The sequence below is a fragment of the Mycolicibacterium arabiense genome, from assembly GCF_010731815.2.
In the GTDB taxonomy this organism is placed as follows: Bacteria; Actinomycetota; Actinomycetes; order Mycobacteriales; family Mycobacteriaceae; genus Mycobacterium; species Mycobacterium arabiense.
In genome coordinates this window covers 947,894-969,494 of the sequence record NZ_AP022593.1, presented here as the reverse complement: position 1 = coordinate 969,494, position 21,601 = coordinate 947,894, and the positions used below count along the sequence as shown (strand labels likewise).

Genomic DNA, 21,601 nt, shown 5'->3' with positions numbered 1-21,601 from the left:
CATCCCGCATGACCTTGATCGAGTGTTATCGATGACCGAGTTGCTGAAAACGGATGCACCCGTCCGAGCCGATCGGGGCCAGCGACCGCAGCAGTCGATCGAGGCATTCATGCGGTGGGTGGAACGGGCGGTGCACGCGTGGACGGCTCGTCTGGTGCCGACGCGTCTCCTGCGCCACGTCCTCTACCTCGGGATGATTCGCAAGTTCGGCAACTTCCGTCGGCCACGCACCTTCAACGAGAAGGCCAACTGGCGGATCTTCAACGATCGGCGGGACCGCATCGTCGCTGCGTGCGACAAGATGCGGATGAAGGAGATGGCCCGGGCGGCCTACCCGGGGCCGAAGTTGCGGATCCCCGAGACCTACTGGTTCGGAACCGACTTGCGCTCTGCGCCAGATCTTTTCGCGCTGCCGCCGTGGGTGCTCAAGCCCAACCACAGCAGCGGGCAGGTGCTCTTCGGGCCCGACCCGGAAACCGGCCTCGACGCGCTCGTCCACCAGACGCGGCACTGGGGGAAGCACACCCCCGTCGCGCTCGGGGAGTGGGGTTACGCGGAAGCGAGGCCAGGCCTGCTCATCGAGGAACGCATCCCGACCCCCGACGGCGCGGCGCCGACCGACTACAAGTTCTTCGTCTTCGACGGCCGGGTGGAACTCATCCAGGTGAATCGCGGCCGCTTCACGTCCCAAACGGCCACCTTCCTCGACACCGACTGGAATCGGCTGGACGTGTGCTGGCGCATCATGCCCGTCGCCGACGAACCCCGCCCACCGGAACTGGAGACGATGCTCGAGATCGCAAGTGCGCTGGGCACCGGCTGGGACTTCATCAGGATCGACCTCTACGCCGTCGACGGGACCGTCTGGTTCGGCGAGTACACCCCGTACCCGGGCAGCGGACTACTCCGCTATCGGCCGATGAGCTTCGACGTCGAGCAGGGCAAGCACTGGACACTTCCGACACTCGAGCAGGTGCAGCGCGGACAACCCTGACCGGACCCGCGGGAGTAGGTTGGCCGCGGGCCCGGCTTCGGGTGCTCGTGGATGCACCGTGGGAGGCAACGTGTCAGGGACCAAGGACGCCATCGGGGTCTACGCATCGACGCGCAGGCAGCTGCGCGGCATCGCCGAGAGCCTGGTCGCCGGACCGCAATACCGAGCCGCCGGCACCATCCGCCTCGCGGTGCGCCCCGACGGCTTCGCCGCCACTGCGCTGCCGCTATCGGTGCACGCCACCGAGTTCACCTGGCAGGACGACTCTGCCCCGCTAACCGGTCCGGTCGGGGCAATCGCGGCGGCCGCGGGCGTCGACTACGGCCCGCCGGTGGGGGTGTACGACCTGCGCGATCCGCTACCCGCCGACGCCGAACTCGACATCGACCCCGGCGCGGCGGAGCTGCTGCATCGGTGCCTCTACGCGGGCGGTTTCGCGCTCAAGCAGGCACTGCCGGAAGAGCACCCCGTGTTGTGGCCCGAGCACTTCGACGTCTCCGTCACCGAGGCCGAGGTCAACTACGGCGTCTCGGCGGGAGACGAGCAGCACCCGCTGCCCTATGCGTACGTCGGCCCCTGGACGCCCCGCACGGGCGCGTTCTGGAACGCTCCCTTCGGCGCGCTGCGGCCGCTAAATCCCGGCCACGACGTCGACCGCCTCGCCGAGGAGATCGCCGGGTTCTTCGCCGAGGGCCGCGCCACCGCCTGATCGTGACGATCACGACGGAATCGCACCAAGTCGAAGGGTGTTGCACGCCTACATGACCTCCGACCCCGGTGAGCTGTTCACGCCGTTGACCGTTCGATCGATGACGATCCCCAACCGCTTCGCGATGGCGCCGATGACGCGACAGGCGTCACCGGGTGGCGTCCCCGGACGTGACGTCGCCGACTACTACGCGCGTCGGGCGGCCGGGGGAGTCGGCCTCATCGTCACGGAGGGCATTCGACTGGGAGCAGCCGAATCGGCCTACCCCGATTCGGTGCCCACGCTCGTCGGCGACGACGCCGTGACCGGGTGGCGCGCGGTCACGAACGCCGTGCACTCCCACGGCGCGGTCATTGCCGCGCAGCTCTGGCACCAGGGCGGCGAGCGTCACCACGCCGACGGAGTGACCCCGGTCAGCCCGTCCGGCGTCGGCGGCACAGGCAAGCCGCGCGGCCGTGCGCTCACCGCCGACGAACTCGTCGACGTGGCCGCGGACTACGCCACTGCCGCCGCGAACGCCAAGGCGGCGGGCTTCGACGCCGTCGAGTTGCACGGTGCGCACGGATACCTGCTCGACAGCTTCCTCTGGGAGAGGACCAACCTGCGCACGGACGCCTACGGCGGCTCCGCCGTCGAGCGCACGCGGTTCCCCGCCGAGGTGGTCGCGGCGGTGCGGGCCGCCGTCGGACCAGACTTCCCGATCGTGTTCCGGTTCTCGCAGTGGAAGGGGACGGACTATGCCGCGTCGATCGCCGACGACCCCACCGAACTGCAGGCGATCCTGGCTCCGCTGCTCGACGCCGGCGTGGACGTCCTACACCCGTCGACCCGCAGGCACTACGCAGCGGCCTTCCCCGATCTCGACCCGGAGCGCAGCCTTGCGGGGTGGACCAAGAAGGTGACCGGAGCACCGGTCATCGCGGTGGGGTCGGTGGGCCTGCAGACCCAGTTCCGCAGTGAGAAGGACGGTGAGGTCATCAAGCCGGCTTCGGTGGAGACCCTGATCGAACGGTTCGCCACGGGTGAATTCGACGTCGTCGCGATCGGGCGGGCATTGTTGGCCGACCCCACATGGGTCAATCGGCTGCGAGCGGGAACCCTGGAGGGGTTCCGCGGCTACGACGCCCGCAGCGCACTGGCCGCTCTGAACTGAGAACACCGAGCCGACAGCCCGTTCCCGCCCTGGAACAACGGGATGGAACACGACGTTAGGAATGACGTGAGCACGCAAGACATCACTGCCGAGAAGTTCAACGAGACCATCACCGACAACGAGATCGTGCTGGTCGATTTCTGGGCGGAATGGTGTGGTCCCTGCAAGGCCTTCGCGCCGACGTTCTCCGCCTCGTCTGACAAGCACCCCGACGTGGTGCACGCCAAGGTGGACACCGAGGCGGAACCGGGACTCGCCCAGGCGGCCGAGATCCAGGCGATCCCGACTCTGATGGCCTTCAAGAAGGGCCACATGGTGTTCCGGCACTCCGGGATGCTGCCCGCCAAGGACCTGGACGCCGTGATCTCCCAGATCAAGGACTTCGACATCGAGGCGGCCATCGCCTCGCAGGGCGAAGCCGACCAGGCCTGACCTTCGGCGAGGTCCGAGGAACGGGCGCGCGCACGCGATAGCGTGCACGTCGTGAGCGAGCAGAACGACGCGCCCCTCGTCCTCGTCGACCGGACGCGGCCAGACGTCGCAGTGGTCACCCTCAACCGCCCCGAGCGGATGAACTCGATGGCGTTCGACGTCATGGTGCCCCTCAAGGCGGCCCTCGACGAGCTGACCCACGACAACTCGGTGCGCGCCGTGGTGCTGACCGGGGCAGGACGCGGGTTCTCGTCGGGAGCCGACCACAAGTCGGCAGGATCGGTCCCGCACGTCGCCGGCCTCACCCGGCCGACGTTCGCGCTGCGGTCGATGGAGGTGCTCGACGACGTGATCCTCGCCATACGCAAGCTGCACCAGCCCGTCATCGCGGCGGTCAACGGGGCGGCCATCGGTGGCGGGTTGTGTCTGGCACTGGCCTGCGACATCAGGGTCGCCGCCGAGGGCGCCTACTTCCGCGCGGCGGGCATCAACAACGGTCTCACCGCGAGCGAACTCGGGCTGTCCTACCTGCTACCACGGGCGATCGGCACCTCGCGGGCGTTCGAACTCATGCTGACCGGGCGGGACGTCGACGCCGCCGAAGCCGAGCGCATCGGACTGGTGTCTCGCGCCGTGCCCGACGGCGAGCTACTGGACACCTGCTACGAGATGGCCGAGCGCATCGCAGGGTTCTCCCGGCCGGGTATCGAGTTGACCAAGCGCACGCTCTGGAGTGGACTGGACGCCGGTAGCCTGGAAGGTCACATGCAGGCCGAAGGTCTGGGCCAACTCTACGTGCGTCTGCTCACCGCCAACTTCGAGGAGGCGGTCGCTGCGCGCGCCGAGAAACGGCCCGCGGTCTTCACCGACGACAAGTGACGACGAGTAACGACGACGAACACACAGAGGGGTAGGTCAGCAGCGTGATCACCGCAACGGACCTGGAGGTCCGCGCCGGCGCGCGCACGCTGCTGTCCACCGAAGGCTCGGCACTGCGCATCCAACCGGGTGACCGCATCGGTCTGGTCGGCCGCAACGGCGCAGGCAAGACCACCACCATGCGCATCCTGGCGGGGGAGGGCGAGCCCTACGCGGGCAGGATCGAGCGGACTGGCGAGATCGGGTACCTCCCACAGGATCCCAGGGAGGGCGACCTCGACATGCTGGCCCGGGACCGCGTCCTCTCGGCGCGCGGGCTCGACACGCTGCTGTCCGACCTCGAGAAGCAGCAGACGATCATGGCCGAGGTCGCCGACGACGCCGCCCGTGACAAGGCGGTCCGCCGCTACGGCGAACTCGAGGAGCGCTTCGCCGCGCTCGGTGGGTACGCCGCGGAGAGCGAGGCGGGCCGCATCTGCGCGAGCCTCGGCCTGCCCGAGCGCATCCTGACCCAGTCGCTGCGCACCCTGTCCGGTGGTCAGCGACGCCGCGTCGAACTGGCCCGCATCCTGTTCGCGGCGTCGGACACCGGTTCGGGCTCTGACACCACGCTGCTCCTCGACGAACCCACCAACCACCTCGACGCCGACTCGATTGGGTGGCTGCGGTCGTTCCTGCAGAACCACTCCGGTGGACTGGTGGTCATCAGTCACGACGTGGAGCTGCTCGCCGACGTCGTCAACCGGGTCTGGTTCCTCGACGCGGTGCGCGGCGAGGCGGACGTCTACAACATGGGCTGGCAGAAGTACCTCGACGCCCGGGCCACCGACGAGCAGCGCAGGCGCCGCGAACGGGCCAACGCCGAGAAGAAGGCGGGCGCGCTGCGCACGCAGGCCGCCAAGATGGGCGCCAAGGCCACCAAAGCCGTTGCCGCACAAAACATGCTGCGTCGGGCCGAGCGCATGATCGCCGAACTCGACGACGAGCGCGTTGCCGACAAGGTCGCCAAGATCAGGTTCCCGACGCCAGCGGTGTGCGGTCGTACGCCATTGGTGGCCAAGGGCCTCACCAAGACCTACGGCTCGCTGGAGATCTTCACCGGCGTCGACCTGGCCATCGACAAGGGTTCCCGCGTCGTCGTGCTGGGATTGAACGGCGCGGGCAAGACCACGCTGCTGCGCATCCTCGCGGGCGTGGAGAAGGCCGACGCGGGGGCCATCGAGCCCGGGCACGGCCTCAAGCTCGGGTACTTCGCTCAGGAGCACGACACGATCGACGGCCTGGCATCGGTGTGGGAGAACATCCGGCACGCGGCGCCCGACACCGGCGAACAGGAGCTGCGCAGTCTGCTCGGTGCGTTCATGTTCACCGGACCCCAGCTCGAGCAACCGGCGGGCACGCTGTCCGGTGGCGAGAAGACGCGTCTGGCGCTGGCGGGTCTGGTGGCGTCGACTGCCAACGTGCTGTTGCTCGACGAACCGACCAACAACCTGGATCCGGCGTCTCGTGAGCAGGTGCTCGACGCCCTGCGCAGCTACGCCGGCGCGGTCGTTCTGGTGACCCACGATCCGGGCGCCGCCGAGGCGTTGGAACCGCAGCGCGTGGTGCTGCTTCCCGACGGCACCGAGGACTTCTGGTCAGACGAATACCGCGAACTCATCGAATTGGCCTGATGCCGCGGCCGCGCCGGGCCGTCTCCTCCGCAAACTCAGTTCTCGCCCATGGCGATTGAATCCGGATGGGCAGGGTATTACAACACCCGCACACATCCGGAAGAGTTGCCGGGAGGGTATTGATGAGAGACACCAAGTCGCGCGACCAACTGCTCGACGAACTGCGAAGCGCTTACGAAAAAGGCGCGAGCATCCGATCGCTAGTGGCGAGCACGGGACGGTCCTACGGGTCCATCCACGCCATGCTGCGCGAATCCGGCACCACCATGCGTAGCCGAGGCGGACCGAACCACCGCACCCGAAGCTAGTCAGACCCGATTCACCGTTGGCGAACCGACGCCTCCACCAGATCGAGTACTGCGCCTAGGCGTTCGGTGTCGTCGCCCGACGCGAGTCGGGCGACGAGGCCGTCGAGGACCAGATCGAGGTAGGTCTGCAACACCTCGCTCGGCACGTCCTCACGCAACCGGCCCGCCTGTTTCTGCCGACGCAACCGTTCGGTGGTCGCTGCCGACAGCTCCGCCGAGCGTTCAGCCCAGCCCTTGTTGAACACCGGATCCGTGCGTAACTTCCTGGCGATTTCCAGCCGCGTGGCCAGCCAGTCGAACTGCTCCGGCGCGGCCAACATGTCCCGCATCACCTGAACCAGTCCCTCGCGGGCGGCGACGTCCGCCATGCGCTCGGCGTCTTCGTGGGCCAACTCGAAGAACAAGGTGTCCTTGTCCTTGAAGTGGTGGAAGATGGCGCCGCGCGACAGCCCGATCGTCTGTTCGAGCCGCCGCACGGTCGCCTTGTCGTACCCGTACTGAGCGAAGCACTTCCTTGCACCGTCGAGGATCTCGCGACGGCGCGCCGCGAGATGGTCCTCGGTCACCCGGGGCAAGGAAGCGCCTCGTCTTCTCTACTTCTTTTGCCTGCGGTCAGTTCGACTTCAGCATGTTGCGCAGCACGTACTGCAGGATGCCGCCGTTGCGGTAGTAATCCGCCTCGCCGGGGGTGTCGATGCGCACCACCGCGTCGAACTCGACCTTGTCGCCGCCGGACTTGGTCGCCGTCACGTGCACCGTCTTGGGCGTCTTGCCCTCGTTGAGTGCCTCGATGCCCGAGATGTCGAACACCTCGGTGCCGTCGAGCTTGAGCGACGCCGCGGACTCGCCCTCGGGGAACTGTAGGGGGATGACGCCCATGCCGATCAGGTTCGACCGGTGGATGCGCTCGAACGACTCGGTGATCACCGCGCGCACGCCGAGCAGCGAGGTGCCCTTGGCCGCCCAGTCGCGCGACGAGCCCGAGCCGTACTCCTTGCCGCCGAGCACGACCAGGGGAGTGCCCTGGGCGGCGTAGTTCTGCGCCGCGTCGTAGATGAACGCCTGCGGCGCGTCATCCTTCGTGAAGTCGCGCGTGTAACCGCCGGAGACGTCGTCGAGCAGCTGGTTCTTGAGCCGGATGTTCGCGAACGTGCCGCGGATCATCACCTCGTGGTTGCCGCGACGCGACCCGTAGGAGTTGTAGTCCGCCTTGTCGACGCCGTGCTCGTCGAGGTACTGCGCGGCCGGCGTGCCCGCCTTGATGTTGCCTGCAGGCGAGATGTGGTCGGTGGTGACCGAGTCACCCAGCAGCGCCAGCACCCGAGCGCCGCTGATGTCGGTCACCGGCTGCGGCTCGGCGGGCATCCCGTCGAAGTACGGGGGCTTGCGCACGTAGGTCGACTTGGAATCCCACTCGAACGTGTCGCCGCTGGGAGTCGGCAGGTTGCGCCACCGGTCGTCGCCCTTGAACACGTCGGCGTAGTTCTTGCGGAACATCTCCTGGTTGATCGACGAGGCGATCGTCTCGGAGATCTCCTGCTGCGTCGGCCAGATGTCCTTCAGGAAGACGTCGTTGCCCTGCTCGTCCTTGCCGAGCGCGTCGTTCTGGAAGTCGAAGTCCATGGTGCCCGCCAGCGCGTAGGCGATCACCAGGGGCGGAGAGGCCAGGTAGTTCATCTTCACGTCCGGGTTGATCCGGCCCTCGAAGTTGCGGTTGCCCGACAGCACCGCGGTCACGGACAGATCGTTCTCGTTGATCGCGGCCGAGATCTCGTCGGACAGCGGTCCGCTGTTGCCGATGCAGGTGGTGCAGCCGTAACCCACCAGGAAGAAGCCCAGCTTCTCCAGGTAGGGCCACACGCCGGCCTTGTCGTAGTAGTCGGTGACCACCTGCGAGCCCGGGGCCATCGTGGTCTTCACCCAGGGCTTGGCGGTCAGGCCCTTCTCTACGGCCTTCTTCGCCAGCAGGGCAGCACCCATCATGACCTCGGGGTTCGAGGTGTTCGTGCACGACGTGATCGCCGCGATCGCCACGGCGCCATGGTCGAGGACGAACTCGCCACGCTCGGAGGAGCGCACGGTCACGGGCTTGGTGGGACGGCCCTCGGCGTTGGTGGCCGCGGAGTGCAACGGTGCGGAGCCGTCGTCGGCGAAGCTCAGCGTCGCAGGATCGCTCGCGGGGAACGTGTCCTCGACCGCCTCGTCGAGCTGGGTCTCCGGTGCAGCCTCACCGTTGGTGACGTAGTTGTGGATGTCCTTGCGGAAGGCCGACTTCGCGTCGTCGAGCGCGATGCGGTCCTGCGGCCGCTTGGGGCCGGCGATCGACGGCACCACGTCGGACAGGTCCAGTTCGAGGTACTCGGAGAACTTCGGCTCACGGCTCGGGTCGTGCCACATGCCCTGGGCCTTGGCGTACGCCTCGACCAGTGCCAGCTGCTGCTCGTCGCGGCCGGTCATGCGCAGGTAGTCGATGGTCACCTCGTCGATCGGGAAGATCGCTGCGGTGGAACCGAATTCGGGGCTCATGTTGCCGAGGGTGGCGCGGTTGGCCAGCGGCACCTCGGAGACGCCTTCGCCGTAGAACTCGACGAACTTGCCGACGACGCCGTGCTTGCGCAGCATCTCGGTCACGGTGAGGACGACGTCGGTGGCGGTGACGCCCGGGCGGCGCTCGCCGCTGAGCTTGAAGCCGACGACGCGGGGGATGAGCATCGACACGGGCTGACCCAGCATCGCGGCCTCGGCCTCGATGCCGCCGACGCCCCAGCCGAGCACGCCGAGGCCGTTCTCCATCGTGGTGTGGGAGTCGGTGCCCACGCAGGTGTCGGGGTAGGCCACACCGTCGCGCAGCATCACGACGCTCGCCAAATACTCGATGTTGACCTGGTGGACGATGCCGGTGCCCGGGGGGACGACCTTGAAGTCGTCGAACGCGCCCTGACCCCAGCGCAGGAACTGGTAGCGCTCGCCGTTGCGCTCGTACTCGATCTCGACGTTGCGCTCGAAGGCGTTGGCGGTGCCGAACAGGTCGGCGATCACCGAGTGGTCGATGACCAGGTCGGCGGGCGCCAGCGGGTTGACCTTCTGCGGGTCGCCGCCGAGGTCGCCGACGGCCTCGCGCATGGTGGCAAGGTCGACGATGCACGGCACGCCGGTGAAGTCCTGCATGATCACCCGGGCCGGGGTGAACTGGATTTCGACGCTGGGATCGGCCGACGGATCCCACTTCGCAATCGCCTCGATGTGGTCCTTGGTGATGTTCGCGCCGTCCTCGGTGCGAAGGAGGTTCTCGGCGAGCACCTTGAGGCTGTACGGGAGCTTCTCCGTGCCGGGTACCGCGTCCAACCGGTAGATCTCGTAGCTCTCGTCGCCGACCTTCAAGGTGTCGCGCGCGGAGAATGAATTCACGCTGCTCACATCAACTCCCGGTGTAGTAATCGCCGCGACGGGGCTGTGTCGGCGGCGCTTCCGATTCCTACAGTACGCTTGTCCTTTTAAGCGACCAAGGCCGGGGTCCAGTCTTGTCTCGATCCGTGTTCGATGCCAGTCGATCCCACTCATCGGGTGCGTGATCCCGTACCCTGCGCGTGTGACCGGACCTCACGTCATTCCGTTCCCGGCCTACATCCCGCCGGACGTGGACATCGTCGCCGTCAACGCTGCGGTGAGCAGGGACGGCGTCAGTGCGCCTGCGGCCGACGTGCCGGGGCTGAAGGCGGTCGTGGCCGATGCCAAGGCCAACGGCATCGACCTGAAGATCGTGGTGGTCCCAACCAACCCGCCGATCGACACCCCGTTGCGCGACATCGCCACCGAGGTGGGGCAGGCGCACCCGGGTTCCACGGTGCTGACGATCAGCCCATCCTTCGCGGGCACCTACAGCGAGGAATTCGACCGCGCCACCCTCGAGGCCGGCCAAGACGTCGCGAAGACAGGGAATCCGGTGCAATCGGCGACGAATTTCGTCGGCGAACTGGAGGCAACGCACTTCCCGTGGACCGCATTCACGGTCGTGCTGGTGATCGGCGTCCTGGCGGCGGCCGTGGCGACCCGGCTGCTGCAGGTTCGGGCGAGGCGTGCGCCCGCCGGTTCCGACGTCGCGGAAAACGCTGCGCCGCCTGCGAACTGACCCGATCTTCGCATTTCGGAAAAGGCTTCATAACCTTTCGATAACGCCGGTTTCAATTACAACTTTGTAATTCGTTACTGGCGTTTCTTTAGCGCTTTTTGTGACGTACGGTGCAGAAGGTGCTCGGTGTTGCAGGTGCGTTCAATGTGACTCATGTGACTCGACACTCGACGGACATTCCGGCGCGTTCGCGCGCAGCCCTAGGAGACCGGAGACCCATGAGACGCATCACGAGCGCCTCTGCCTACCGCCTGTCAGGCCGGGTCGGCGCATGCTCACTAGTGCTCGGAGTCCTCGTCGCCACGGTGTTCAGCCACGGCCCGGGGATCGCCGTGGCTGAACCGGGCGGCCCAGAAGGCATTTCCGCGCTGGTGGCCGAAGTCGCCGATGCCAATCAGAAGTTGCAGGACCTAGGCAGTCAGATCCAGGCCGAGCAGGAGAGCGTCAACCAGGCACTCGTCGGCGTGCAGAGCGCCAGGGAAGCCGCCGACAAGGCGCGCGGCGAAGTGGAGGCGAGCAAGTCGGCCCTCACCCAGGCCGACGCCGCAATCGCCTCCGCGCAAAAGCGGTTCGACCAGTTCGCGGCGTCGGCCTACGTGAACGGCCCGTCCGCGTCCTACCTCACCGCCGACGATCCGCGCGAGATCATCGACACCGCCGCCACCGGGCAGACGCTCGCCGTCAGTTCCCGTCAGGCGATCGACGACTTGATGCGCGCCCGCACCGAGCAGGTCAATCGCGACTCGGCGGCCCGCATGGCCCAGCAGAAGGCCGACCAGGCCCTCGCCGACGCCCAGTCGAGCGAGGACGCCGCGGTCAAGTCGCTCACCGACGCGCAGCAGACGTTCAAGGATCAGCAGCGCGAACTCGACCGCCTCAGCGCCGAACGCGCTGCGGCCCAGGCCAAGCTGGCGGAGGTCCGCAAGGTGTCCTCGACGGCTCCGGCGGGTACTGCGTCCTCGGCCGCTGCGCCCGCCGGAAACGCGGTGACGCCGTCGGGCCCCTCGGCCGACTGGGACCGCACCCCCGGCGCGCCCGCACCGGCCGGCGGAAACTGGGCGACGCCGTGGGATCCGACGCTGCCTGCAATTCCGAGCGCGTTCGTCAGCGGTGACCCCGTCGCGATCATCAACGCCATCCTGGGGATCGCGACCACGTCGGTGCAGGCGACCCAGCAGATGGGCCGCAGCTTCCTGCAGAAGCTCGGAATCCTGCCCACGCCAACGGGAATCACCAACGGTGCCATCCCGCGGGTCTACGGACAGCAGGCCACCGAGTACGTCATCAAGCGCGGCATGGCCGTGATGGGCACGCCCTACTCGTGGGGTGGCGGCAACGCTGCCGGCGCCAGTCGCGGAATCGACTCCGGTTCGGGCACAGTCGGCTTCGACTGCTCGGGCCTGATGCTCTACATGTTCGCCGGCGTCGGCATCAAGCTCGACCACTACTCCGGCTCCCAGTACAACGCGGGCCGCAAGGTGCCGACGTCGGAGATGCGGCGCGGCGACATGCTGTTCTGGGGCCCCAATGCCAGCCAGCACGTCGCGATGTACCTCGGCGGCGGTCAGATGCTCGAGGCGCCGTACACCGGTTCGGTGGTGAAGGTCTCACCCGTCCGGACCAGCGGCATGACGCCGTACGCAACCCGACTCATTGAATGGTGATCTCCTTGGCTCCCAAGTCCTCTCGCATCGCGAAGGCGCTCGTACCGCTGCTCGGCGCGTTCGCGCTGATGATCGGGCTCGTGGTGCCCGCGACGGCGGCGCCCGACGAGGGTGCGTGGGATCCGACGCTGCCGAAGGTGGCCAGCTCGGGGGCGCCCGGTGACCCGGTGGCGATCGCCAACGCGTCGTTCCAGGTGAGCCAGATCGCGTTGCAGACCACGCAGAACCTCGGACAGCAATTCCTCTCCAGCATCGGTCTCGGCGGCAAGCCCGCCGCGGCGGCGCTGCCCGGCGGACGCGTGCGCGGGCCGCAGGCGATCGAGTACGTCATCAGGCGCGGCGGTTCGCAGATGGGCGTGCCGTACTCGTGGGGTGGCGGCGCGCTCAACGGGCCGAGCGCCGGCGTCGACTACGACGCGGGCAAGGTCGGCTACGACTGCTCGGGCTTCACCCGCTTCGCCTTCGCCGGCGTCGGCGTGCAGATTCCCAAGTACTCGGGCGACCAGTACAACACCGGACGCAAGGTGCCGCAGTCCCAAGCCAAGCGCGGCGATCTGCTGTTCTGGGGCCCCGGCGGCAGCCAGCACGTCGCCATCTACCTCGGCGGCGGCAAGATGCTCGAGGCGTCGGGAAGCGCCGAGAAGGTGACGGTCAGCCCCCTGCGCACAGCGGGTCTGCAGCCGTACCTGGCGCGCATCATCGAGTCCTGAACCACGCGGGTCGCGACACTCGCCCGAACCGGGCAACGTCGACGGATCTCGAACTGCCTGGAATAGTTGGGGACTAGCGCCCGCCGTCTGGCTGGGCGAGTCGGACCGGTAGGTCTGACGCGAGCGATGTGGAGGGTGCTTGATGACGTCACCGAGTGGGCCGCAGCAGGGCGCCGGAGGATTTCCCGGTCCCGGCCCGGCGCAGGGCTACGCCGGCGGTCCGCAGCAGACGCCGCCGCCTGCCAGCGCAGGTCTCCAGTCGGAGGTGCACACGCTGGAACGCGCGATCTTCGAGGTGAAGCGCATCATCGTCGGCCAGGATCAACTCCTCGAGCGCATGCTCGTCGGGCTGCTCGCCAAGGGGCACGTCCTGCTCGAGGGCGTCCCCGGTGTCGCCAAGACCCTCGCCGTCGAGACCTTCGCCAAGGTGGTCGGCGGAACGTTCGCCCGCATCCAGTTCACGCCCGACCTCGTCCCGACCGACATCGTCGGCACCCGCATCTACCGCGTGGGCAAGGAGGAGTTCGACACCGAGGTCGGTCCGGTCATGGTGAACTTCCTGCTCGCCGACGAGATCAACCGCGCACCCGCCAAGGTGCAGTCGGCACTGCTCGAGGTCATGGCCGAGCGCAAGGTGTCGATCGGCGGCAAGACCTTCCCGCTGCCCAACCCCTTCCTGGTCATGGCGACGCAGAACCCGATCGAGCAGGAGGGCGTCTACGCGCTCCCCGAAGCCCAGCGCGACCGCTTCCTGTTCAAGCTCAACATCGACTACCCGTCGCCCGAGGAGGAGCGCGAGATCATCTACCGGATGGGCGTCACCCCGCCCACGCCGAAGCAGATCCTCAACCCCGACGACCTGCTGCGCCTGCAAGGCGTGGCCTCAGGCGTCTTCGTCCACCACGCCCTCGTCGACTACGTGGTGCGGATCGTGACCGCGACGCGTGAGCCCGAGCGCTTCGGCATGCCCGACGCCAAGGCCTGGATCGCCTACGGTGCGTCGCCGCGTGCGTCGCTCGGCATCATCGCCGCGTCGCGAGCGCTGGCGCTGATCCGTGGACGTGACTACGTCATCCCGACCGACGTCGTGGAGATCATCCCGGACGTGCTGCGGCACCGCCTGGTGCTGACCTACGATGCGCTCGCCGACGAGGTGTCCGCGGAGACCGTGGTCAACCGCATCCTGCAGACGGTCGCGCTGCCCCAGGTCAATGCCATTCCGCAGCAAGGCCATTCGGTGGCGCCCGCTGTGCCCACCGCGGCAGCGGCGGCAAGCGGTCGGTGACCCGGTCCGAGGGCCGGGCAGTCGATCTGCCGTCACTGCAACGGGGTCAGATCCGTGACCCCGAACTCTCGGCAGCGCTGCGCAAGCTCGAACTGACGGTGCGCCGCAAGCTCGACGGCGTGCTGCACGGCGACTATCAGGGACTGATCCCGGGACCGGGCTCGGAACCGGGGGAGTCCCGGGTCTACCAGCCCGGCGACGACGTCCGCCGCATGGACTGGTCGGTCACGGCGCGCACCACCACCCCGCACGTGCGGCAGATGATCGCCGACCGCGAACTCGAGACGTGGTTGGTCGTGGACGTCTCGGCGAGCCTCGACTTCGGCACGGCGGGCTGCGAGAAGCGCGACCTGGCAGTGGCCGCGGCGGCGGCGGTGGCATTCCTCAACAGTGGCGGCGGGAACCGGTTGGGCGCCGTGATCACCAACGGTGACGCCACCAAGCGGGTGCCCGCGCTGTCCGGCCGGTTGCACGAGCAGGAGATCCTCCGGACCATCGCGACGATGCCCAAGGCGCCGGTGGGCGTGCGCGGTGACCTCGCGGCGGCCATCGATGCACTGCGCAGGCCGGAGCGGCGCCGCGGCATGGCCGTGGTCATCAGCGACTTCCTCGGGCCGATCACGTGGATGAAGCCGTTGCGCGCCATCGCCGGCCGGCACGAGGTGCTGGGCATCGAGGTGCTCGACCCCCGTGACGTGGAACTGCCCGACGTCGGCGAGGTGATCCTGCAGGACACCGAATCCGGTGTGACGCGCGAGTTCACGATCGATGCTCAGCTGCGCGAGGACTTCGCGAAGGCGGCAGGCGCACACCGCGCCGAGGTGGCCAGGACGCTGCGCCGGTGCGGTGCGCCGCTGCTGACCCTGCGCACCGACCGCGACTGGATCGCCGACGTGGTGAGGTTCGTGGCGAACCGCCGTCTGGCTCTCCGGTAGCGAGGGATTCGGGCTGAAATGGCAAGCAACACATGACGTTACCCCTGCTCGGGCCGATGAGCCTGTCCGGCTTCGAACACCCCTGGTATTTGCTGTTCCTGATCGTCGTCGCCGCCGTCGCCGGGCTGTACGTCGTGGCGCAGCTGGCCCGGCAGAAGCGGATGCTGCGCTTCGCGAACATGGAGTTGCTCGAGAGCATCGCCCCGAAGCGGAGCACGCGCTGGAAGCACCTGCCCGCGATCCTGCTCGTCCTGTCCATGGTGCTCTTCACCGTCGCGATGGCCGCGCCGACGAACGACGTTCGCATACCGCGCAATCGCGCGGTGGTGATGCTGGTGATCGACGTGTCGCAGTCGATGCGCGCCACCGACGTCGCCCCGAACCGCCTGGTGGCCGCACAGGAGGCGGCGAAGCAGTTCGCCGATCAGCTGACGCCCGGAATCAACCTCGGTCTCATCGCCTACGCGGGCACGGCGACCGTGCTGGTGGCTCCGACGACGAACCGCGAGGCGTCGAAGGCCGCCATCGACAAGCTGCAGCTGGCCGACCGCACCGCAACCGGCGAGGGCATCTTCACCGCCCTGCAGGCGATCGCCACCGTCGGCGCGGTGATCGGCGGGGGAGAGGACGCCCCACCTGCGCGCGTCGTGCTGATGTCGGACGGCAAGGAGACGGTGCCGTCGAATCCGGACAACCCGAAGGGCGCCTACACCGCGGCCCGCACGGCCAAGGACCAGGGCGTGCCCGTCTCGACCGTGTCGTTCGGCACTCCGTATGGCTTCGTCGAGATCAACGGGCAGCGTCAGCCGGTGCCCGTCGACGACGAGATGCTGAAGAAGATCGCCGACCTCTCCGGGGGCAGCGCGTACACCGCGTCCAGCCTGCAGCAGCTCAAGGACGTGTTCACGACCCTGCAGGAGCAGATCGGATACGAGACGATCAAGGGTGACGCGAGCGTCGGTTGGCTCCGGCTGGGCGCGTTCCTCCTGGCATTCGCCGCCCTCGGCGCGCTGCTGTTGAACCGCCGGCTGCCGGGCTGAACCGCCCGTCGTGCCCCTGCCGCACCGCGGATCCGATTTCGATCACGCCCGACCGAGGCGATAGGTTGGCGAGCATGCCGGACTTCGTATCGCGCTCAGTCCTCGTCACCGGTGGCAACCGAGGCATCGGTCTCGCCATCGCCCAGCGCCTGGCCGCCGACGGACACAAGGTGGCCGTCACCCACCGTGGCTCCGGAGCACCCGACGGCCTGTTCGGCGTCGAGTGCGACGTCACCGACAGCGCTGCCGTCGATCGCGCCTTCACGGAGGTCGAGGAGCATCAGGGTGCCGTCGAGGTGCTGGTCTCCAACGCCGGTATCTCCCAGGACGCGTTCCTCATCCGGATGACGGAGGAGCGCTTCGAGAACGTCATCAACGCCAACCTCACCGGCGCGTTCCGGGTCGCCCAGCGCGCCTCGCGCAGCATGCAGCGCAAGCGGTTCGGCCGGATCGTCTTCATCGGTTCCGTCTCCGGCATGTGGGGCATCGGCAACCAGGCCAACTACGCGGCGGCCAAGGCCGGTCTGATCGGCATGGCGCGGTCCATCTCGCGCGAGTTGTCCAAGGCAGGGGTCACCGCCAACGTCGTGGCCCCGGGCTACATCGACACCGAGATGACCCGCTCACTCGACGAGCGGATCCAGACCGGCGCATTGGAGTACATCCCCGCCAAGCGGGTCGGGACGGCCGAAGAGGTCGCCGGCGCCGTGAGCTTCCTGGCGTCCGAGGACGCCAGCTACATCGCCGGGGCCGTCATCCCCGTCGATGGCGGCATGGGCATGGGCCACTGACCTACGGGCTTCGGCTCGCCACCACTTCCCCCACCAAGGAGTCAGCACAATGACAGGGTTTCTCGAGGGCAAGCGCATCCTCGTCACGGGCATCATCACCGACTCGTCGATCGCGTTCCACATCGCCAAGGTCGCGCAGGAGGCGGGTGCCGAGCTGGTGCTCACCGGCTTCGACCGCATGAAGCTGATCCAGCGCATCGCCGACCGGCTGCCGAACCCGGCGCCGCTGCTCGAACTCGACGTGCAGAACAGCGAGCATCTCGACAGCCTCGCCGGCCGCATCACCGAGGTGATCGGCGAAGGCAACAAGCTCGACGGCGTGGTGCACTCGATCGGTTTCATGCCGCAGACCGGCATGGGCGTCAACCCGTTCTTCGACGCGCCATACGAGGACGTGGCCAAGGGCATTCACATCTCGGCGTACTCGTATGCCTCGCTGGCGAAGGCGACACTGCCGGTGCTCAACTCCGGCGGCAGCATCGTCGGCATGGACTTCGATCCGACGCGAGCGATGCCCGCCTACAACTGGATGACCGTCGCCAAGAGTGCGCTCGAATCGGTCAACCGATTCGTCGCCCGCGAAGCGGGACCGTTCGGCGTCCGCTCGAACCTCGTTGCGGCCGGACCGATCCGGACCCTGGCGATGAGCGCGATCGTCGGCGGAGCGCTCGGCGCCGAGGCCGGCGACCAGATGCGACTGCTCGAAGAGGGCTGGGATCAGCGTGCCCCCGTCGGCTGGAACATGAAGGACCCCACCCCGGTGGCCAAGACGGTGTGCGCGCTGCTGTCCGACTGGCTCCCCGCCACCACCGGCACCGTCGTGTACGCCGACGGTGGCGCACACACGCAGCTGCTGTAGATACCGCGCTGCAATGGAACTCGGCGGCGGTACCCGGCAGGACTTCGACGCGCTGCTCCTGCTCTCGTTCGGTGGCCCGGAGGGGCCCGAGCAGGTTCGTCCGTTCCTCGAGAACGTGACCCGCGGACGCAACATCCCGCCCGAGCGACTCGACGGCGTCGCCGAGCACTACCTGCACTTCGGTGGCGTGTCACCGATCAACGGCATCAACCGCGCGCTGATCGAACAGATCGAGGCCGAACTGGCCGACCGCGGCATGACGCTCCCGGTGTACTTCGGCAATCGCAACTGGGAGCCCTACGTCGAGGACACCGTCGCGCGGATGCGTGACGACGGCGTCCGGCGCGCGGCAGTGTTCACCACGTCCGCGTGGGGCGGCTACTCCGGATGCACCCAGTACCAGGAGGACATCGCCCGGGCTCGTACGGCCGCCGGAGACGGCGCACCCGAACTCGTGAAGCTGCGCCAGTACTTCGACCACCCGTTGCTGATCGAGATGTTCGCCGAGTCGATCTCCGAGGCCGCCGCAACGCTTCCCGACGACCTGCGCGCCGAGGCGCGGCTGGTGTTCACCGCCCACTCGATTCCCCTGCGCGCGGCATCGCTGTGCGGCCCCGACCTCTACGGCCGTCAGGTGGCGTACGCCTCGGCCCTGGTCGCTGCGGCGGCGGGTTTCCCCACCTACGACCAGGTGTGGCAGTCGCGATCCGGCCCGCCTCAGGTGCCGTGGCTGGAACCCGATGTGGGAGACCATCTCTCCGCGCTACAGGAGGCGGGCACCAAGGCCGTCGTCGTCTGTCCCATCGGATTCGTCGCCGACCACATCGAGGTGGTCTGGGACCTCGACAACGAGGTGCGCGACCAGGCCGAGGAGGCCGGCATCGCGTTCGCGCGGGCCAGCACGCCCAACGCGCGCAGGCAATTCGCGCGCCTGGCCGTGGATCTGGTCGACGAGCTGCGCCTGGGCCTCGATCCCCTCAGGGTGACCGACCCGGCACCCGTCCCCGGTTACGGCTGCACGGTCGACGGCGCGCTGTGCACGCCGCAGTGCGTGTCGCAACGCAGGCCCGGCGAGGCCTCGGCGGGCCGGCCGCCCGGCTAGTCGCGCCAGGCCGACTGCAGGATCGCGCCCACCGCTGCCAGGCGCGCCGAGCGCACCACCCCGGTCAGGGGCCGCAGCGCGTCGTTGGCGATCTGCATGTCGTGGGTGGTCTGCAGGCCGATCGGCATCAGACCGGAACTCACCGTGATGATCGCGTCGACACGCGCAGCGTTCTCGAGCACCCGCAGCGCCCGGGCGGGGGCGTGCTCGGGTGCCATGTGAGCGCTCCCGGACTCGAGGATCTGCTCGACGAGGCCGCGTGGATCGGCCACGTCCGCGCCGACGGTCCCGGCCCGCAGCGTGCCGAGGGCATCGGCGGCGGAACGCACCGCCGACCGCAGGTCGAGTTCGGCCTGGCCGAGGTCGTGGTAGTCGGCGATCGGCGCGGTCGGCAGCGAGTAGACGGTCCAGGACAGCGCCAACGGGTCGCCGTACTCGGCCTCCACGTCGTAGTCCGCGTCGTCGTCGTAGACGAAGTCCGGTACCAGCCCGACCGCGTCACCGCGCGCGGACGTCACGACGATGGCCTCGCCCGCGGTGATGGCGTCGGTCTGGAACTGCGTGCCCGGTGCCAGCCCACGGACGTCGCCCGGCACGGGCAGGACGACGTGGAACGCCGGTTCAACCGTCGTCGGGCCCGCCGCGGTGCGCAGCGTCTGCAGCATCGACACCGCACCCGCGTCGGTCAGGTCCGGCCAGGGCAGACCGGTCCGGCCGGCGGCAACCGAGTCGTACGCGGTCACCGAATGCCTTGGCGCCCAAAGGGATAGCGCATCAAGAACGTCATCTGGCGCCGCGACGCCTGCGAGCCAGGCATTGGCCCACACGGAGAGGGAAACACTGGGACACCACATGATGACCGCAGTGTAATAGTTGACGGCCGCACCGGCCGCCGACGCGATACGCTGGCGACATGCCCGTCTGGTTGCTCTGGCTGATCGCCGCAGTGGGGTTGGCCGGGGCGGAGGCCCTCACCGGCGATCTGTTCCTGCTCATGCTCAGCGGCGGCGCCCTGGCCGCAGTCGGATCGAGCCTGCTGTTCGACAACTTCGTGGTCGACGGCGTCGTCTTCGCGGTCGTGTCGATCCTGCTGCTGGTCCTGGTGCGACCGGCCCTGCGGCGCAGGTTCGCGGCAGGCACGGGACTGCCGGACTTCGCCAAGGCGCTCGAGGGCAAGAGCGCACTGGTGCTCGACCGGGTGGCCCGCCACGAGGGACAGGTCAAGCTCGACGGCGAGGTCTGGACGGCGCGTCCACTCAGCGACGACGACGTCTACGAACCCGGGGACCACGTCACCGTCGTGCGCATCGACGGCGCCACCGCAGTCGTCTTCAAGTCCGTCTGAGTAAGGGGAAACCGCAATGGAAGGTGCTGTCGCCGGACTCGTCCTGGTTGCCGTACTCGTACTGTTCGCCATCGTCGTCGTGGCCAAGTCGGTCAAGGTGATCCCGCAGGCCGAGGCCGCGGTGATCGAACGACTCGGTCGGTACAGCAAGACGGTGTCGGGGCAGCTGACCCTGCTGTTGCCGTTCGTCGACAAGATCCGCGCCAGGGTCGATCTGCGCGAGCGGGTGGTGAGCTTCCCGCCGCAGCCGGTCATCACCGAGGACAACCTGACCGTCAACATCGACACCGTCGTCTACTTCCAGGTGACCAGCCCGCAGGCCGCGGTGTACCAGATCAGCAACTACATCGTCGGCGTCGAACAGCTGACCACCACGACACTGCGCAACGTCGTCGGCGGCATGACGCTGGAGCAGACCCTCACCTCGCGCGACCAGATCAACGGTCAGCTCCGCGGCGTCCTCGACGAGGCCACGGGCCGGTGGGGACTGCGCGTGGCCCGCGTCGAACTCCGCAGCATCGACCCGCCTCCCTCGATCCAGGACTCGATGGAGAAGCAGATGCGCGCCGACCGCGAGAAGCGCGCGATGATCCTCACCGCGGAGGGCAACCGCGAGGCGTCGATCAAACAGGCCGAGGGGCAGAAGCAGGCCCAGATCCTGTCGGCCGAGGGTGCCAAGCAGGCCGCGATCCTCGCGGCCGAGGCCGACCGGCAGTCCAGGATGCTGCGGGCACAGGGCGAACGCGCGGCGTCCTACCTCCAGGCGCAAGGCCAGGCCAAGGCGATCGAGAAGACGTTCGCAGCCATCAAGGCCGGGCGCCCGACACCGGAGATGCTGGCCTATCAGTACCTGCAGACGCTTCCGCTGATGGCCAAGGGCGAGGCGAACAAGGTCTGGCTGGTGCCCAGCGACTTCGGCTCCGCGCTGCAGGGCTTCACCAAGATGCTCGGAGCGCCCGGCGAGGACGGCGTGTTCCGCTATCAGCCGTCGCCGGTCGAGGAGAACCTGCCCAAGCCCGAAGACGATACGGCCGAGGTCGCCGAGTGGTTCAACACCAAGACCGACCCGGAGATCGCCGAGGCGGTGGCCAGAGCGGAGGCGGAGGCGCGCAAGCCCGTCGCCAGCGCCATCGACGCCCCGTCTCAGTACGCACCGCTCTCGCAGCAGGCCCAGCCCCCGGCCATGGACTTCCGTCAGCCGGCCCAGGCACCGCGGCACGGGTCACCCGAGTCATGAGCGTCCTGACGGCAAAGCGCACCTACGCCGTGTTGGCCGCCATCCAGGCCGGTGACGCCGTCGCGTGCGCGATCCCCGTCGCGCCCATCGAGAAGGCGTTGGACGACGTCAACCTCGCGCCCGAACTGCGTCCACTGATCCCGGTCGTGAAGAGTGCCGCCGCGATCGGGCTGCTGTCGGTCTACCGCTTTCCGGGATTGGCGCGTCTGACGACGTTCATGCTGACCGTGTACTTCGTGCTGGCCGTCGGGGCCCACGTGAAGGCCAGGGACTGGAGCCCGGGAATCGTTGCGGCGTCGGGGTTCCTCGGCCTGTACGCGACGATGACGGCGAAGGGCCCGCCGCGGACGTGAGGG

General features: G+C 68.3%; 22 protein-coding genes. 19 read left to right on the top strand and 3 right to left on the bottom strand.

The features are described 5' to 3' along the window. The first annotated feature begins 31 nt into the window (after positions 1-31). The 7 genes from G6N61_RS06235 (at position 32) to G6N61_RS06205 (ending at position 6,148) form a co-directional block, all read left to right on the top strand. Positions 32-994, top strand: a complete 963-nt coding sequence (locus G6N61_RS06235) for an ATP-grasp fold amidoligase family protein (RefSeq protein ID WP_235887430.1) — start codon at positions 32-34, stop codon at positions 992-994. Between the two features lie 70 nt (positions 995-1,064). After that, entirely contained in the window at positions 1,065-1,703 is a 639-nt protein-coding gene (locus tag G6N61_RS06230; protein ID WP_235887429.1) for a hypothetical protein, read from the top strand. Positions 1,704-1,755: 52 nt separating this feature from the next. Further along, positions 1,756-2,856 carry an oxidoreductase gene (locus tag G6N61_RS06225; RefSeq protein WP_163917741.1) on the top strand — a complete coding sequence of 367 codons (1,101 nt, stop codon included), beginning with the start codon at positions 1,756-1,758 and terminating at the stop codon, positions 2,854-2,856. 66 nt (positions 2,857-2,922) lie between these two features. Beyond that, positions 2,923-3,288 (top strand): thioredoxin, encoded by a 366-nt coding sequence (gene trxA, locus G6N61_RS06220; protein ID WP_163917740.1) that lies wholly within the window; start codon positions 2,923-2,925, stop codon positions 3,286-3,288. Positions 3,289-3,330: 42 nt separating this feature from the next. Continuing rightward, positions 3,331-4,167, top strand: a complete 837-nt coding sequence (locus tag G6N61_RS06215) for an enoyl-CoA hydratase (RefSeq protein WP_179973580.1) — start codon at positions 3,331-3,333, stop codon at positions 4,165-4,167. A 44-nt stretch (positions 4,168-4,211) separates the two neighbouring features. Beyond that, positions 4,212-5,840 (top strand): ABC-F family ATP-binding cassette domain-containing protein, encoded by a 1,629-nt coding sequence (locus G6N61_RS06210; protein WP_163917738.1) that lies wholly within the window; start codon positions 4,212-4,214, stop codon positions 5,838-5,840. Positions 5,841-5,962: 122 nt separating this feature from the next. Further along, a complete protein-coding gene (locus G6N61_RS06205) occupies positions 5,963-6,148 on the top strand; it encodes a helix-turn-helix domain-containing protein (RefSeq protein WP_163917737.1) in 186 nt (61 codons plus the stop codon). A gap of 11 nt (positions 6,149-6,159) precedes the next feature. Here the strand turns inward: G6N61_RS06205 and G6N61_RS06200 are convergent, their stop codons facing one another. Continuing rightward, complete coding sequence (locus G6N61_RS06200) at positions 6,160-6,723, bottom strand: TetR/AcrR family transcriptional regulator (RefSeq protein WP_163917736.1); 564 nt, start codon at positions 6,721-6,723, stop codon at positions 6,160-6,162. 37 nt (positions 6,724-6,760) lie between these two features. Next, positions 6,761-9,565, bottom strand: coding sequence for an aconitate hydratase AcnA (acnA, locus tag G6N61_RS06195; protein ID WP_308215012.1), 2,805 nt, complete (start codon positions 9,563-9,565; stop codon positions 6,761-6,763). Positions 9,566-9,737: 172 nt separating this feature from the next. Here acnA and G6N61_RS06190 point away from each other — a divergent pair, with 172 nt between their 5' ends. The 9 genes from G6N61_RS06190 (at position 9,738) to G6N61_RS06150 (ending at position 18,663) form a co-directional block, all read left to right on the top strand. Continuing rightward, positions 9,738-10,277: an Rv1476 family membrane protein gene (locus G6N61_RS06190; protein ID WP_163917734.1), complete on the top strand. Its 540-nt coding sequence runs from the start codon at positions 9,738-9,740 to the stop codon at positions 10,275-10,277. Positions 10,278-10,495: 218 nt separating this feature from the next. Continuing rightward, a complete protein-coding gene (gene ripA, locus G6N61_RS06185) occupies positions 10,496-11,941 on the top strand; it encodes an NlpC/P60 family peptidoglycan endopeptidase RipA (RefSeq protein ID WP_163917733.1) in 1,446 nt (481 codons plus the stop codon). 68 nt (positions 11,942-12,009) lie between these two features. Then, positions 12,010-12,651: an NlpC/P60 family peptidoglycan endopeptidase RipB gene (gene ripB / locus G6N61_RS06180; protein ID WP_235887588.1), complete on the top strand. Its 642-nt coding sequence runs from the start codon at positions 12,010-12,012 to the stop codon at positions 12,649-12,651. A 142-nt stretch (positions 12,652-12,793) separates the two neighbouring features. After that, a complete protein-coding gene (moxR1, locus tag G6N61_RS06175) occupies positions 12,794-13,936 on the top strand; it encodes a chaperone MoxR1 (protein ID WP_163917731.1) in 1,143 nt (380 codons plus the stop codon). After that, positions 13,933-14,871 carry a DUF58 domain-containing protein gene (locus G6N61_RS06170; RefSeq protein WP_163917730.1) on the top strand — a complete coding sequence of 313 codons (939 nt, stop codon included), beginning with the start codon at positions 13,933-13,935 and terminating at the stop codon, positions 14,869-14,871. The genes moxR1 and G6N61_RS06170 overlap by 4 nt, the downstream gene beginning before the upstream one ends. Before the next feature lie 32 nt (positions 14,872-14,903). Then, positions 14,904-15,911 carry a VWA domain-containing protein gene (locus G6N61_RS06165; protein ID WP_163917729.1) on the top strand — a complete coding sequence of 336 codons (1,008 nt, stop codon included), beginning with the start codon at positions 14,904-14,906 and terminating at the stop codon, positions 15,909-15,911. A gap of 74 nt (positions 15,912-15,985) precedes the next feature. Then, positions 15,986-16,702, top strand: coding sequence for a 3-oxoacyl-ACP reductase FabG1 (fabG1, locus tag G6N61_RS06160; RefSeq protein WP_163917728.1), 717 nt, complete (start codon positions 15,986-15,988; stop codon positions 16,700-16,702). A gap of 49 nt (positions 16,703-16,751) precedes the next feature. Beyond that, entirely contained in the window at positions 16,752-17,561 is an 810-nt protein-coding gene (gene inhA, locus G6N61_RS06155; protein WP_163917727.1) for an NADH-dependent enoyl-ACP reductase InhA, read from the top strand. Between the two features lie 13 nt (positions 17,562-17,574). Then, the gene (locus G6N61_RS06150) at positions 17,575-18,663 is read left to right on the top strand and encodes a ferrochelatase (RefSeq protein ID WP_163917726.1); all 1,089 of its coding nucleotides are present in this window, start codon (positions 17,575-17,577) and stop codon (positions 18,661-18,663) included. Here G6N61_RS06150 and G6N61_RS06145 read toward each other — a convergent pair. Continuing rightward, complete coding sequence (locus tag G6N61_RS06145; RefSeq protein ID WP_163917725.1) at positions 18,660-19,517, bottom strand: Rv1486c family protein; 858 nt, start codon at positions 19,515-19,517, stop codon at positions 18,660-18,662. The two genes, G6N61_RS06150 and G6N61_RS06145, sit on opposite strands and share 4 nt — an antisense overlap. A gap of 59 nt (positions 19,518-19,576) precedes the next feature. On the opposite strand from G6N61_RS06145, the gene G6N61_RS06140 reads away from it, so the two are divergent. Genes G6N61_RS06140 through G6N61_RS06130 form a run of 3 tightly spaced genes read left to right on the top strand, consistent with a single transcriptional unit; the run spans position 19,577 to position 21,598 of the window. After that, the gene (locus G6N61_RS06140; RefSeq protein WP_163917724.1) at positions 19,577-20,008 is read left to right on the top strand and encodes an NfeD family protein; all 432 of its coding nucleotides are present in this window, start codon (positions 19,577-19,579) and stop codon (positions 20,006-20,008) included. Between the two features lie 16 nt (positions 20,009-20,024). Next, on the top strand, positions 20,025-21,245 hold the full coding sequence (locus G6N61_RS06135) for an SPFH domain-containing protein (protein ID WP_163917723.1): 1,221 nt from the start codon (positions 20,025-20,027) through the stop codon (positions 21,243-21,245). After that, complete coding sequence (locus tag G6N61_RS06130; protein ID WP_163917722.1) at positions 21,242-21,598, top strand: DoxX family protein; 357 nt, start codon at positions 21,242-21,244, stop codon at positions 21,596-21,598. The genes G6N61_RS06135 and G6N61_RS06130 overlap by 4 nt, the downstream gene beginning before the upstream one ends. Positions 21,599-21,601 lie beyond the last annotated feature (3 nt).